The 14,551-nt window shown below is 59.0% G+C and carries 14 protein-coding genes; 7 read left to right on the top strand and 7 right to left on the bottom strand.

Annotation, left to right across the window (positions count from 1 at the left end; all coding sequences use genetic code 11):
- Window positions 1-13: 13 nt before the first annotated feature.
- On the bottom strand, window positions 14-1,042 hold the full coding sequence (locus HMPREF3011_RS04050) for a hypothetical protein (protein ID WP_070559852.1): 1,029 nt from the start codon (window positions 1,040-1,042) through the stop codon (window positions 14-16).
- Window positions 1,024-1,566 (bottom strand): hypothetical protein, encoded by a 543-nt coding sequence (locus HMPREF3011_RS04055; protein WP_070559854.1) that lies wholly within the window; start codon window positions 1,564-1,566, stop codon window positions 1,024-1,026. Before HMPREF3011_RS04055 ends, HMPREF3011_RS04050 begins: the two co-directional genes overlap by 19 nt.
- 326 nt (window positions 1,567-1,892) lie before the next feature.
- Between HMPREF3011_RS04055 and trmB the strand changes: the two genes are divergently transcribed.
- The 7 genes from trmB (at window position 1,893) to HMPREF3011_RS04090 (ending at window position 8,434) form a co-directional block, all read left to right on the top strand.
- Complete coding sequence (gene trmB, locus HMPREF3011_RS04060; RefSeq protein WP_246821410.1) at window positions 1,893-2,741, top strand: tRNA (guanosine(46)-N7)-methyltransferase TrmB; 849 nt, start codon at window positions 1,893-1,895, stop codon at window positions 2,739-2,741.
- 4 nt (window positions 2,742-2,745) lie between these two features.
- Window positions 2,746-3,429: an NYN domain-containing protein gene (locus tag HMPREF3011_RS04065; RefSeq protein ID WP_070432088.1), complete on the top strand. Its 684-nt coding sequence runs from the start codon at window positions 2,746-2,748 to the stop codon at window positions 3,427-3,429.
- Between the two features lie 34 nt (window positions 3,430-3,463).
- A complete protein-coding gene (locus HMPREF3011_RS04070; RefSeq protein WP_222867039.1) occupies window positions 3,464-4,507 on the top strand; it encodes a lysylphosphatidylglycerol synthase transmembrane domain-containing protein in 1,044 nt (347 codons plus the stop codon).
- A 62-nt stretch (window positions 4,508-4,569) separates the two neighbouring features.
- Entirely contained in the window at window positions 4,570-4,941 is a 372-nt protein-coding gene (locus tag HMPREF3011_RS04075) for a DUF3054 domain-containing protein (RefSeq protein ID WP_038626933.1), read from the top strand.
- A gap of 87 nt (window positions 4,942-5,028) precedes the next feature.
- Window positions 5,029-6,555, top strand: a complete 1,527-nt coding sequence (locus HMPREF3011_RS04080) for a peptide MFS transporter (RefSeq protein WP_070841194.1) — start codon at window positions 5,029-5,031, stop codon at window positions 6,553-6,555.
- A 230-nt stretch (window positions 6,556-6,785) separates the two neighbouring features.
- Window positions 6,786-7,055, top strand: coding sequence for an ACT domain-containing protein (locus tag HMPREF3011_RS04085; protein WP_016421638.1), 270 nt, complete (start codon window positions 6,786-6,788; stop codon window positions 7,053-7,055).
- A gap of 14 nt (window positions 7,056-7,069) precedes the next feature.
- Window positions 7,070-8,434, top strand: coding sequence for a PFL family protein (locus tag HMPREF3011_RS04090; protein WP_070841195.1), 1,365 nt, complete (start codon window positions 7,070-7,072; stop codon window positions 8,432-8,434).
- Window positions 8,435-8,452: 18 nt separating this feature from the next.
- Here HMPREF3011_RS04090 and HMPREF3011_RS04095 read toward each other — a convergent pair whose 3' ends face one another.
- The 5 genes from HMPREF3011_RS04095 to HMPREF3011_RS04115 all read right to left on the bottom strand — a co-directional run bounded on the left by HMPREF3011_RS04095 (window position 8,453) and on the right by HMPREF3011_RS04115 (window position 14,293).
- Complete coding sequence (locus HMPREF3011_RS04095) at window positions 8,453-9,010, bottom strand: TM2 domain-containing protein (protein ID WP_038626941.1); 558 nt, start codon at window positions 9,008-9,010, stop codon at window positions 8,453-8,455.
- 219 nt (window positions 9,011-9,229) lie between these two features.
- Window positions 9,230-10,156, bottom strand: coding sequence for a cutinase family protein (locus HMPREF3011_RS04100; protein ID WP_070429907.1), 927 nt, complete (start codon window positions 10,154-10,156; stop codon window positions 9,230-9,232).
- Window positions 10,157-10,161: 5 nt separating this feature from the next.
- Window positions 10,162-10,650, bottom strand: a complete 489-nt coding sequence (locus HMPREF3011_RS04105; protein ID WP_049181830.1) for a DUF732 domain-containing protein — start codon at window positions 10,648-10,650, stop codon at window positions 10,162-10,164.
- A 37-nt stretch (window positions 10,651-10,687) separates the two neighbouring features.
- Complete coding sequence (locus HMPREF3011_RS04110; RefSeq protein ID WP_070841196.1) at window positions 10,688-12,799, bottom strand: alpha/beta hydrolase-fold protein; 2,112 nt, start codon at window positions 12,797-12,799, stop codon at window positions 10,688-10,690.
- 450 nt (window positions 12,800-13,249) lie between these two features.
- The gene (locus tag HMPREF3011_RS04115; RefSeq protein WP_049181834.1) at window positions 13,250-14,293 is read right to left on the bottom strand and encodes an alpha/beta hydrolase; all 1,044 of its coding nucleotides are present in this window, start codon (window positions 14,291-14,293) and stop codon (window positions 13,250-13,252) included.
- Window positions 14,294-14,551: the final 258 nt, after the last annotated feature.

Here is a 14,551-nt window from a genome sequence, read left to right on the forward strand (position 1 = left end):
TTCGCTGTCACAGCTATCGTGCAGGCGTTCCGGTGTACTCCGCCAGCTGTTCTATTCGCCATCCCGGACCCCGCGCACCAAGGGCCTCACGCACCGTCATCTCCACGGACTGTGTCCATCTTCGTCGCAGATGGGCAAGGTAATTTGCCCGCCACTGCGCGGTGCGTTGGCGTGCGTTACGACGAATCGTTGCGCCCACCGCCACCACCGCAACACCGAGGCCTATTGCAAGTGCGACCAGCTGCGCCGCAAGCGTCGGCACCCCAATCCACATCAGCAATCCGTGGACGATCCGCACTGCACCGACCGCCACGCCAAGCGATGCCACCGCCACCAGAGCGTCCATGGCATAACTGGGGCGAGCCGGGCTTGCTGGAGCGGGCACTGAGACTTCCACACGAAAGCCCAATTCGTCGCCACACCGCTGTTGCAGCCGCGTCGCTGCGACCTCGGCACGACCCTGAAGTTCCGCCTGATCACCTGCGGGGCCGTCAGCCACCTCCTGGAGTGCATCCCGCACTGCACTCTCAGCTGCCAACTGCATCTTCCGCTGCAATCGCGCCGCCGCCCCGGCTCCGCGCGATCGCTCCTGTGCCAGCTGAGCTCGCACATTTCGAGCCCGGCGCGCACTCAGTGTTTCCCCCGGGTTTCTGGGCGGGCCTTCTGCCAGCAGAACCAGGGTTCTGGCCATCCTCTCGTCCAGCGCTCCCATCGGGATTGTGCTGTCGATTTCCTGACGCCAGGCCTCGGCATACTCACCATTGCCAATCAGGCCAACTGCAACACGGCCGGTGGCTTGGCTAATGGCTGCAACCGTGCTGACGCACTCCCGCGTGGGCTGCACCTCGCTGTCTGCAACATAGAGCACCACGGCGCTGCGTTTATCCACAACCTCCAGGCGACGTGGCGGAGTCGCAGTATCAACAATCTGCGAGAAGTCCGCGCGGTCCGCTGCGTCCCCGGCTTTGGTGACAAGTAGCGGTGGCTGCTCCGGCCCCTCGGCCGAGACCGGGCGTGGCTCAACTACGTCCGGTGCTGCCATAACAGCTCCTCCAGGCTGTCTCTAGCAGCGGGAAAGGCCGCCGCAATCTCAGTCAACTGCACTGCGAGTAGCCCGTCATCATTGCGTGATCCGCCTTTCACACCGCGGCGTTCAGCAATCTTCCGTAACGCGGAGCTGAACAAAAAGGTGTGTTCAGCTGTCTCGTTTGTGGCGATGTCGCAATACTCGTCGGCAAGCGAATGGCGAATCGGTTGTTGCTCGATGACCAGCGCGACAGAGACGGACAGCTTGTCGGCCAGCTCCTCGTGACATTGCGAAAACGCCTCGCGCACAGCGGTTTCGCGCACGCCCCTGCGCAATCGCGCGCAGATTATCGATGGCCGTTTCTCGCGCTCAAGCGCCTTGGCGACGCACACCTCCGCACCGCTCGTGTGTGTGGTGTCCGAGTGCGCGACCTGCCGTGCTGACAGCCAGTCCACCACAGCGGCGCGCAACGACGACGATGTAGATCCTGTTGACGGCTGTGTTGTTTCCGTGACGTCACTTGCGGAAATAAGGTCCATTCGGCCTAGTCCCCTCCCATAAATCCCCTGCGTGGTTTAGTTAAAAAACCTGCGTAACCCCCATACGGCCTGTGGGCCAGAATCCGCGCCCTGAAACACTGCGTTAGGCAGACCCCAAGCACCGCTTCAACCAACGAATAAGCGCGGCTTCGCGTTCAGCCTACAGCGGACCGCGGATTCGGCAAGTCGACAAAACAACTTGCCTCGCCGTGCCGCCAGTTCGGGACGACGCGGCATCGTCAACCGAAGTGAAACCGCCAGGACAACAACAAAAATCCTAGGGGCAATGATTGGATAGTTGGCCGATGTCGTGGACAATAGGGAACGTGACTACTTCTGATTTTTCTGAAAATATCGAACAGCCTGCGGTTTCGCAGGAATCTGAACCATTGCCAACTCACGGAGACGAGCAGGCGGAACAGCCGCATGAGCGCCAGCCGAAGAAGGGCGAATTGCCTGCAGGTCGTCCGGAAAAGACCCAATTCGACGACGGTCTTGACTACCCGCGCATCGGCAATCTGTCCTTCCGCCGCGGCACTTTGACCCCCAACCAGGAAAGAATCTGGGAAGACAACTGGGACACTTACGGCAAGGTCCTCTCCGACGAAGTCATTGACGTGGAGGAATGGTTTGGCCGCAAGGGCCCGACCATCGTCGAGATTGGCTGCGGCACCGGCACGTCCACCGTGGCTATGGCTCCGCAAGAACCGGACCACAACATCATCGCAGTTGAGCTTTACCGCCCTGGCCTGGCGAAACTGCTCTCTGCCACCGTGCGCAATGAGGTGTCGAACATCCGCATGGTCCGCGGCGACGGCGTCGAGGTTTTGCAGCGCATGATCGAGCCGGAGTCGCTGGCCGGCGTGCGCCTGTTCTTCCCGGACCCGTGGCCGAAGGCACGCCATCACAAGCGCCGCATTGTGCAGTCCGGCACGTTGCGCCTGATCTCTTCGCGTCTGAAGCCCGGCGGCATTTTCCACGCCGCCACCGACCACGCGGACTACGTCGAGTGGATCGAAGAACTTCGCGATGTCGAGCCGACGCTCGAGCCCATCGCCTGGCCGTGGCCGGAATCCCCCATGCTTCTCGACCGACCGACGACCAAGTTCGAAGCCCGCGGCCTGGACCTCGACCACGACATCCACGAGTTCATCTGGCGCAAGAAAGAGGCATAGGAACATGAGCACTACCCAGAACACCTCTGCCAGCTACAACACCACCGAAACGCACCCCACCGCACTGCTCGTATGGGACGCCCCGAACTTGGACATGGGGCTCGGCGCTATCCTTGGATCCCGCCCGACCGCCGCACACCGCCCGCGCTTCGACGCCGTGGGCAAATGGCTTATCGACGAAGCCGAGCGCGTATCCAACAAAATCGGTTCCGATGTCCTCCCCGAGGCCACGGTATTCACCAACGTTAACCCGGGCTCTGCGGAGATTGTCCGCCCCTGGGTCGAGGCGCTGCGCAATGTCGGTTTCGCGGTCTTCGCAAAGCCGAAGATTGAAGAGGACACCGACGTTGACCCGGACATGATTGCGCACATCCAACGGCGTTACGACGAAGGTGTGTTGCGCAGTGTCGTCGTTGCGTCCGCCGATGGCCAGAACTTCCAAGAGCTGCTGGAAAAGCTCGCCTCCGAGGGGATTCCGGTAACCGTCATCGGTTTTCACGAGCATGCTTCCTGGGCGCTGGCCTCCGATGCGATTCGCTTCGTTGACCTGGAGGAAATCAAGGGCGTCTTCCGTGAGCCGCTACCCCGTATCGACCTCGACCGCCTACCGGATGGCGGTGCGTGGCTGCAGCCGTTCCGTCCGCTCACGTCGTTGCTCAAAGAGCGCGACGGTAAGAACGACGACTAGGGAGACCACCGCCGCGACGAACAGGCTTCTTTTTATGTCACGACTTAAAAATGTCCTCAAAACCGGCAATTCGAGCTGGCTACGATCGATAATCCTCGTACCCCTCGTGATTGCCGGTATCGTCCTGACGGTAAGAAACTGGGACAGTGTCGTCCAAGGGCTGCACATTCTTGCAGATGTTGACGCTAAGTGGCTGTTCATCTCCATTTTTTCCGTGGCTTTTTCGCTCTACGCGATGGCGGAAGTGATGCGTCTGCTGTTGCGAGCTGGAGGCGTAAAAGCAGCCACTCGCCGCAGCACCAATGCGTTAACCCTCGCATCCAACGCGTGGGCGGTCACCGTTCCCGGTGGTGCTGCATTTTCCACGGCGCTGCAGATTAAGCGCATGATGCAGTGGGGCGCATCCGCGGTCCTTGTCAGCTGGTTCGTGCTTTTTTCGGGTGCGTTGTCGTTTTTAGGTCTGGCATTTCTGGGGCTTGGCAGCCTCTTCTTCGTAGGGCAGGGCGGCACGACCGCAGTGCTCATCGCTATGGCAATTGTGGTGTTACTAGCCACCATTTTGCTGTGGCGGATTTCGCAGAACCCAGCTTTCCTCAACAAGGCGGGTGCATGGTGTCTACGTGTCTTTAACAAGATTCGAAAGAAGCCCGCAGACACCGATGTCGACCGACTTGAAGAGTCCATCAAACAGCTGACCAGCGTGAAGTTGCCCGTGCAAACTTTAGCTCTTTCCTTCACCTGGTCCTTTATCAACTGGGTCGCGGAAATTGTCTGTCTCTACGCCGCCATCCGGGCCGTTGGTGTCGATGACATCTCCGCTACGAAGGTGCTGCTGGCCTTCGTAACCGGCAAGCTCGCGGGTTTCATCCAGGCCACACCGGGCGGCATCGGCACTGTCGAGGCCGCTTTGACTGCGGCTCTCATCGCAGGCGGCACCACCGGCGCCGAGGCTTTTGCAGCGGTGCTGGTCTACCGCATCGTTTCCTTCGTCCTGGTGGCAATTGTGGGCTGGATTATCTACGCCCTCGGCTTCGACCACAAGGATCAGTCCGAGCATCAGCCTGTCGCTGACCGCTGATGGCTTCCTCGCCGCTGGTCGCTGGTCACCCACCGATCTGCGGGGTCGCTAGACTAAGAAGCATGAACACACGCGTATCGACGTTCTTGATTGACATCCTCGCCATCTTTATTTTCGCCGTGTTAGCGCGCCTGGCTCACAACACTCCCGAGGATCCTTTTACCTTCATCAATATCCTCGATACCTGGTGGCCGTTCGCAATCGGTGTCCTCCTGGGAACCGCGCTGATTAAGAATGAGCCGAACCCGCGTGCAGTGAGTTCAGGCGCAATTGTGTGGCTCGGTACTGTCGTCGTCGGCCTCGCTGTGTGGGCCACCCGCAATTCGGCAGTCCCGCACTGGTCCTTCATTCTGGTCGCCTCAGTCATGAGCGCCTTGCTGCTGCTGGGTTGGCGAGCAGCGTCGAATGCGGTTGCTCGTAAGTCTCTGGACTAAGCCTTCGGACCCGTTCCTAACCCTTCGGTTTAGTTCACTGACTAAATCTGGTTTTTAATTTTTGCGCTGCGCCTCGATAATTGAAGAATGGACAAATCTTCTGACGAGGCTCTCGGCAATCAACCAACTGCTGAGACCCAACGAAATCATAAGCCCGCAGGGTCCAGCGAAGAACGCACGTTCATGGGCCAACCGTGGGGTCTCGCCAACCTCTTCGGCATCGAAATGTGGGAGCGCTTCAGCTTCTACGGCATGCAGGCCATCCTGGCTTTCTACATGTACCACGAGACCACTCAGGGCGGTCTCGGCCTGGACAAGGGTGCTGCTACCTCCATCGTCGGTGCTTACGGCGGTCTTGTCTACATGGCCGCACTCGTTGCCTCTCTGGTTGCCGACCGTATCCTTGGCTCGGAGCGGACACTGTTCTACTCCGCCATCCTGGTCATGATTGGCCACATCTCCTTGGCATTCATCCCCGGCGTGATTGGCCTGGCTATTGGCCTTGTCTCCATCGCAATCGGCTCTGGCGGCGTGAAGACCAACGCACAGGTCGTGCTGGGTCAGCTCTACGCCAAGGACGACCCGCGTCGTGATGCCGGCTTCTCCATCTTTTACATGGGCGTCAATATCGGCGCCCTGTTCGGCCCACTGCTCACCGGCTGGATTTGGGGCATGAAAGGCTTCCACTGGGGCTTCGGCCTTGCCGCTATCGGTATGGCTGCCGGCCTGGTTCAGTACATCCTGATGCGCAAGTCCACCATCGCCGAGGCTGGCCATGAGATTCCGAACCCGCTGCCGAAGAAGCAGTACCCGGTATGGATTGGCATTGCAGTAATCATCACTGTTGTCTCGGTTACGCTGGTTTCCACCGGAATTGTTCCGGTCACTTCTCTTTCCACTGTGGTCACAGTGATTGCACTGATCGCCGCTGTGGTGCTGTGGTGGCAGATGTACTCCTCGCCACTTACGACGAAATCGGAGAAGACTCGTCTGGTCGGCTTCATCCCGATGTTCGTCTCAGGCGTGCTGTTCTTCGGTATCTTCCAACAGCAGTTCACGGTGCTGGCCATCTACTCAGATATCCGCCTCGACCGCGAGATCTTCGGTTGGGAAATGTCTCCAGCCTGGATTAACTCGATCAACCCAATCTTCATCATCGCCTTCTCGATGGTCTTTGCAGCCGCCTGGTCCAAGCTTGGTGACCGTCAGTGGTCCACCCCAGTCAAGTTCGGCGTCGCCAACATCATCATCGGTATCTCGCTGTTCTTCTTCATTCCATTCTCTGGTGGCGGTGAAAACTCCACTCCGCTGTATGCGATTATCTGGATTCTCTTCCTGTTCACCATGGGCGAGCTCATGCTGAGCCCGGTCGGCAACGCCCTTGCTACCAAGGTCGCTCCGGCAGCATTCCCGTCGCGCATGATGGCCGTCTGGCTGATGGCAATCGCTATGGGTACTTCGCTGGCAGGCACCCTGGCCGGCTTCTACAACTACGAAGACGCCACTGCTGAGAACACCTTCTTCATCACCCTGGGCATCGCCTCTGTTGTCCTGGGCCTGATTCTGCTCGCACTGCGCAAGTGGATTGTCAAGGAGTTCGTCGACGTCCGATAGGGCTGTAAGGCTGGCCCTCGCTCTGGCACAGCCCACGCCCACGCTCTCCCCTCCCCCCCCACTTCACGACACCTATGTCACCTCATGCCACCTCCACAGCTGGCACAAGGTGCCACGGGTGTCGTGAAGTGTCTTCAGCGGTCCCCGAACATGCTTCGCCACAAACTTGCCACCAGCACAACCGCCATCCACAGATTTTCGCCACCTCCCCACCGGCTAAAATTGAGGCCATGTTTGCCATCATTACCGTCACCGGCGAGGATCACACCGGCATCATCGCCGCCGTCACCACTGCTCTGGCGGAGCAGGACGTCAACATCGTCGATGTTTCCCAGACCCTCATGGATAAATGGTTCACCATGATCCTGCGGGTGGAGTTCAACGAGAAGGCCACTCCCATCAGCACGCTGCAGGGTTACATGGATTCCGTCGGCAAGCGGGAGGGGCTTGTGATTCGAATCCAGTCTGAGGCGCTGTTCAACGCCGTCAACGAGATTTAAAGGGCGCGACCAGGATGGATTTCAACTTCGCGCAATCTAAGTTTCTCGACACCATTGACATGATCGAGAAGTACCGTCTGGATATCCGAACGGTCACCATGGGGATTTCCCTGCTCAAGTGCTCTCGCTCTGAAATGGAAGCCACCGCACAGGCGGTGTATGACCGCGTAACCAGGCAGGCCGCTCGCCTCGTGGAGGTCTGCGAGGGTATCGAGGCGGAGCTGGGCATTCCGATTGTCAATAAGCGCATCTCGGTCACACCAGTTTCCCTCATCACGGCCGGTTGCGAAGGCGACCCCACCGTGGTGGCCAAGGCGCTCGACCGCGCCGCCCGCGATTCGGGCGTGAACTTCCTCGGCGGCTACTCGGCGCTCGTCGAAAAGGGTGCGACGACCAGCGAGAAGCGGATCATCGACTCCATTCCCCACGCTCTGAGCGAGACCGAATTGGTGTGCAGCTCGGTCAACGTAGCGTCGTCACGCGCGGGCATCAACATGGATGCAGTGCGTCGCATGGGCGAGGTGGTGAAGGAAGCCGCGGCGCAAACCGCTGACCGCAGCTCGATTGCCTGCGCCAAGCTGGTGGTTTTCGCCAATGCGGTGGGCGACAATCCGTTCATGGCCGGCGCGTTCCACGGCGTCGGGGAGCCCGATTGTGTCGTGTCCGTCGGCGTTTCGGGTCCGGGTGTGGTCGATCGCGCGCTCGGCGATCTGCAGGGCGCCAGCTTCAACGAAGTCGCCGAGGAGATCAAGAAGGCGGCGTTCAAGATTACCCGTACGGGTCAGCTGGTCGGCACGATGGCGTCGGAGCGGCTAGGCGTGCCTTTTGGCATCGTGGATCTCTCGCTCGCGCCGACCGCCGAGATGGGCGACTCCGTCGCTCACATCCTCGAGCACATGGGGTTGGAGCAGGTCGGCACGCACGGCACCACTGCCGCGCTGGCGCTGCTTAACGACGCCGTCAAGAAAGGCGGCCTGATGGCTTGTTCACGCGTCGGTGGACTGTCCGGGTCGTTCATCCCGGTCTCTGAGGACAAGGGCATGATTGATGCTGTTCGCGCGGGGTCGATCAGCATGGACAAGCTGGAGGCGATGACCTCTATTTGTTCGGTGGGCTTCGACATGATTGCGATTCCTGGTGACACGCCTGCGACCACGATTTCCGGCATGATTGCCGACGAGGCCGCCATCGGTGTGATGAACCACAAAACCACCGCCGCCCGCCTCATTCCGGTGCCGGGTACCAAGCCGGGCGATGAGGTGAACTTCGGTGGTCTGCTCGGATATGCGCCGGTCATTGATGTCAATGCCAAGGGCAATGCCGAGTTCATTGCCCGTGGCGGCTACATCCCCGCCCCGGTGCACGGGTTCAGGAACTAGCGGCTTCGGACGAGGCTCCTACGATTGCAGGCGGCGCCCATTAGCGTCATAGGCGTAGGAGCCACTACCGACGAGAATCAAAATGAACTCGATAAATGCCCAAATACTGACGCCAATGATTAGGAAGAATCCGACCAGAAGGATAGCCGTAATCCAGCCGAATACCGTCAGTGCTAGTTGAATAGCGCCACGCGAGTTGTGCCCCAGGTAGAAGTTGTGAACACCGAGGGTACCCAGGAAGAAGGCAAGCAGAGCCGCTGCAATCTTGGACTTATCCGAGACAGGAGCACCTGCGCCCCCGTAGCCCTGGTGCGGGTTTGGGCCACCGAAGCCAGCGGAATACGCCGGCGCCTGCTGGTTTGGGTAACCACTCTGATACGGGTTCGAGTACCCGTTGTGGAAATTGTGCTGGCTCGGGTCCTCATAGCCCTGCCCCATGTTCGGCTGCTGCTGTGGGTACGGATCCGAGTACGGCATACCGGAGCTGTAAGCACCCGAGCTGTCAGCGAACTTTCCCCGGGACCTCGGCATACCGTCTTCGTCGAAATCTCCATATGGGTTTGTCGGATTCGTCATTGCACCCTACCTTTTCGACTAGATTATCCGGTCATGAACAGCAGTTCCTTGGGCGATAATAACCGGTTCTGTCAGACTGCTTCCTGCAATTTTTGTCAATTTCTTTCGACACTTTAGCGAACCTGTTGTTTTGAAACGTTAAACACCAGTTCTTGAGCAAAATTCTAACAGCAAGTACCCGTCGAGGTCGGGCGCGTCTCGCACATTTTTGAGCTACCTCTACCGTCGCGCCAGCGATTGTTCAATCAGTTCGCGAGTCCAGCCCTCAGTCCAGGCCAGCGGAGTCGTCCCCGGAATTGCCACATCATTCGTGGCGTAGGTCGCATGCGCACCCGCGCCGGCAATCATCTCCTGCGCTCGCGCAATCGCATCAGCCACTGCCGGAGGAACATCACAGAAGGAATCCGATGGCACGCAGACATTCTGGACCTTGTCATTAAGAGGCCCAAAGCCGTCTCGTGGACCGCGCATCGTTGCGCCCGGAACCACAGCCTGCACAATGCCGCCAAGCGGCTGCAATGACAGCTCGACACCCACACCAGCCAGCGGAACGCCTTGGTTCACGCCCTGATTGGGGTCACGCCGCGGGTCGCCCAACAGGGCCACGCCCGCGATGCGCTCGGCCGGAACGACACCGCGACCATTGCCGATGTCAGAGGCCAAATCACCTGCAATAGCCGCACCCTGGGAGAAGCCCATCAGGACGAAGTCTGTCAGCGGGCACTGCCCGTGTAAGTCAGCCATTTCCTTAGCGGTGACATCGCGCCCGACTGCCTGCGAATCATCGTAAGTGAGTTGGTCGGGCAGCTGATGCGTCTTAATCTGTGCCGGGTACGGCGTAGTCCAGACCTTGACATCACCCTCCGAGTAGGACTGCGAAATCGAGTTCGTCAGGCCAAGCAGCAGCGAATGTGGGTTCGCGGTCGGGGCCATTGGGTCATCGTCAGCACGCGATTCCGCAGTTCCGGGCACCGCAATAACTTCTACCGCCGGGCACCACTCGGGCTGTTCGGCCAGAATCCCACCATCGTCGCCGGGGGTCGGTGGGGTTTGACCGCCTTGGTCGTCGTTAAGCCATTGCACTACGCCGAAGCCAATAGCGGCCACCAGCACAATGACCGCCAGAATTGTCAGCACTTTACGCATGAGTGCTAGCAATACGCCTTTTTAGCGGAGCTTGCAATAGTCTTCGCCACTTCTTCAGCGCTTTCCTGTGAGCGCCCCTGTGCGACCAGCTGTCCGGCAATCGCCAGCGCGATGACCTGACGCTCCTCCTCCGGTGCGTCTGCGCATGCCGCGCGACCTGTGCCGATGAGCTGATCCTCCACCCCAGCAACATCAATTCCCGCTTTTTCCAGCGCTTCGAGGTATGAATCGTCCGCCTCGCTGAGCTTCATCTGTCCATCGGGCGCTTCGTCCACGCGCTTAGCTTGGGGATCTGTGATCTCCGGCGCAGACTTTTCGCTCGACTTCGGCGCAGAAGTCTTCGTGCTTGACGACGTCGTGGAGGTCTTCGTAGTCGTCGACGAGGTGACCTCCGAAGACTCCACTGTGGAACTGCCACAGGCGGCCACTCCGAAGGTCAGCAGCGCAACAACTGTGGTTGTAGCCAGTGTCCGGAAGGACTTGTTCATGGACATTTGTCTATCCCTTATTCAGTGCCCTGCTTTGGTTAGCTTACTTGTCATCACCGTTGTCGGCGGCTGGGGCTGGCACTTCTGGCTTATTGCGCTCTTCAACAATCTTGCCGTTGAGCTGGCGAATCCAGCCACCCTCGAACTGCTGTTCAAGACCGCCGGCCTTGACTGGCTGCAGTGGGCCGACCGGGTAACCGAACGGGCCATTTTCGTAGCCAGTGCCGCCCCAGTGGTCAGTGATGTCGTTGGAGCGCACCGGCTGCGCACCAGTTTCCGGAGTCCAGTAAATGGCACCGTGCTCAAAGCGCTGGAAAGCGCCGCGAGCGAGCTTGACCTCGTCGCCGTCGATAGGCAGACCCAAATCGGACTCGGCGCCACCGAGCTCCTTGTAGACACGGCCGATTTCACCACGCACGATGCGAGGTTCTTCGCCGCCGATCTTGACGATGGTGCCACCCTGGAAGTCCTGGGCGACACCGCCCGGAATATCGCGGTGGTTGGCGACTGGGTAGCCCAGCGGACCGGTCTCGAAGCCGGCCTTGCCCCAGGCGTTCATAATGTCGCCGGTGACTTCGTGGGCTCCGCCTTCCGGAGTCCAGTAAATCGAGCCCTTTTCGAAGTGGACGAACCGTCCCGAGCCATCCGGCGTAGCCAATTCGTTGGTCACTGGGTAGCCGAGCGGCGAGGAGGGACCGCCGAGCTCGTTGTAACGCGAACCGATGCGCCCCCAGACCACATGTGCCCCGGAATCCGGGTGCCAGTAGGCAGTACCGCCGGTGAAGTCCTGAGCCACGCCATTCTTGGCGACACCATACTCATCCGACAGGCAGGTGCCGATTCCCGGCAGCGATGCGACGGCCTTTTCAATCTCGCCGCCTACACGGCAGACCGCGCCACGATCGGACTCCGGCAACTGGAGTGCATCGGCCAGCGTTGGCCAGGCCTGACTGACCTCGAATTGCCAGTACGGCCAGGTATGAGTACCCGAGCTCCGGAAGTTCACAACCGGCTCGACGCCCTTTTCACGAGCATTCCGGATGAAGGTCTCACTGGTCATGCGGGAAAGCACTTCCAATGCGTAACCGGTCGGATTGTCCGGCTTCGTCGGATCAATCTGCGACGGCACGTCCCACTCACCGGTGTTGCCGTTACCCGCCGAGATGTACAGCGACATGCCCTTGAGCTTGTCGATGTTCAGCTTCGGATCATTGTCCTTCCAACGCTGCGAACCGAGCGGGCCCCACATCTTCGTCGCGTCATAGCCACCGGTGTTCTTCATCGCCAGAGCGATTGCCTGCGGCATGCCCGGCGAAGTCATGTCTAGGTAACCTGAGAGGCTACCGGCAAACTTCCACAGCTCCGGCGAGTGTGCTGCGACGTTGTAAGCACCGGTAGCTCCCATGGAGATACCGATAATGCCGCGTTCATCGTTGCCGCGGAAGCCGTTGGTGATAACCGGCACGAGCTCCTTAGTAATGAAGCTCTCCCACTTGTAGTTCTGACCGTTATCCGGCTGATCCCAGTCAGAGTAGAAGGACGATGTACCGCCGGCGGGCATAACCACCAGGACATTCTTGTCCTCGTAGAAGCGCTCGATATTAGTAGCGCGGATCCAACCGGAGTAGTCATCAAACGATGCCATACCGTCAAGGTGGTAGACGCTCGGGAATGTGCGCTCCTTGTCGCGGTACCAATCGCGCGGCAGCAAAATCTCAACCTGAATTGGCTTCTCCGGCATGGCAGCCGAGCGAATGTGCGCAATGACGTGGTGATCTGTGTACCACTCAACTTTGTCTACGCTGACTCCGCTGGGCAGGTTCGCCACTGCGGGAGTATCGACTTTAAATGGCGTACGCTCCGGCCCTGGCATCGGCTTCGGCATACCCAGGCCAGGTAGCTGCGCACCAGCAGCTTGCGCTGCTTCAGCGGCCTTAGCAAGGTCTCCCAGGTCTCCAGATTGAGCCAACTGCCCCTGAACGGCCTGAAGTTCCTCGTAGCTAGGCAGACCTGGCTGAGCTGGCTCGGGAGCCGCCACTGCAGCAGGGGCACCGAGAGCGAGAGTCAACGGTAGTGCCAAAAGTGCGGTCAACGCCCGCGATGACTTCCGGCTGTTGCCGAGGCCACCACGGAGGAATCTAGCGGTTACGCGCATAAGAGGGCTTCCCTTTACAAAGTCGCTGGTTGAAATTATTTGAGACATTGAGTGTTGCACCGGCGCCGATTAGGCACCTGCAGATAGCATCACGCGGCGCTAGAGCTATGCGTTTACCGTTCCGCTTCTCAGAATTACGTGGTGACCAGCAACGTATCCGAAGGTTCCCCTCCTCCGGCGTTCCGCTGCAAGAAGAATCTCACACACGTTCTGCGAAACAAACGGTATAGCTACCTGAATAGCTTCACCCTTTACTTTAAGGTTCGACTCTCATGTTTACCCTCTTACGGGTAAAAACCGTGGAGACACACGCAAAAGGAACTGAATTCACGTTATAGCAGCATGAAATTTCTGCCGTACAAAAAAGACCAACCCCGAGTACGGGATTGGTCTTTTCTCATAACTGGCGCCTACCGAGGGGCTCACTGTGAGGAAATCTCACAAGACAGCTTAAACCCCAAGTGCTCCGAGAATATAGGGGCGAGCCAGTGCCGCGTCACGTCCCCACAGCTCCCACGAGTGGATACCGTTCGGGCTGTAGACAAACTGCGCATTGAGGCCGGCAGCGCGAGCGTCCTGCTCAAAGCGCTGCGTCGAAGCGCGGGAGACGGACTCCATTACGGCACGCCAGACAGTGTCAGGAAGCTGCGGCACCGGACGGTTCAAAACCTCCGGGTCACTCCACAGGCTCTGAACACCCTGGGCGGATGAAACATACATCGGCAGCCCCTGGAGCTGATCGAGCAGCATCGAAGGGTCATGGGCCTGGCGTTCCGCCGAAGCCGGAACCGGAAGACCCCACATACCAGTGGGATTCACAACACCAGTGCCGGCCACCATTGCAGTGGTACCCGTAGCAACTACCGGGTTGGACATCTGGTAGTAACCGGACAGCGAAGTGACCTGCTTGAACTGATCACGGTGACGGGCCGCCAGTGCCACTGCCGCGGCTGCACCCATGGACAAACCAGCAATCGCGTTGCGGTTTGGATTAACACCAAACTCACGCTGCAAATAAACCGGCAGTTCCTGAGTCAAGAAGGTTTCCCACTTCTGGATCTTGACCCCTTCAGCGGTCACTGCCGGAGCGTTCCAGTCAGTATAGAAGGAGCCATCGCCAGCAGCCGGCGCAACCAGAGTGATGTTGTCATTGGCAAAAGTCTGAGCAATATGGCCCGACCAAATCCAACCGGACGCACCCTTATTAAAGCCCCACAGACCGTCGAGCATGTACAGGGAGGCATCGCCGCCACCAGTAGCCGCCTTGATCTGAACCGGAATATTGCGGTTCATAGCCGGCGAGAAAACCTGGCAGTACTGAACCCACCAGTTGTATGGGTCCCAATTACAGCCTGGGCGCAGTCGATCACGGTTTGGATCAGCACTCGCATCCTTCGCGGATGCGAGCATGATGCCGCCAAAGACCATTGCAACCGCTACGAGGGCAGCTACGACCTTCACCGTGAAGTTACGACTCACTGCAGTAAAGCTCATCGTTCTCCTCTTTACTTTCGGACTTACCTCCGCGCCAGACTTCTCGGAGGCAGTCGCTTGCGCGAGCTTTCGCTTTTCTGCTTCCAGTTGTGACGCGACAACTGGAGACTCCACAAAAGAATCTCGAGTATGTAACGATACTCAATCGTTTCCCTACAACCAAGTTAAAATCGTAACCATTCCGTAGTATTTCTCACATTTCCCGACAAAACTATCTACCACAAGGAGAAACACTGTTTACCAGCGAGGAATTACAGA

Origin of the sequence: Corynebacterium sp. HMSC074C04, from assembly GCF_001838295.1 — a bacterium.
GTDB classification, from domain to species: Bacteria; Actinomycetota; Actinomycetes; order Mycobacteriales; family Mycobacteriaceae; genus Corynebacterium; species Corynebacterium amycolatum.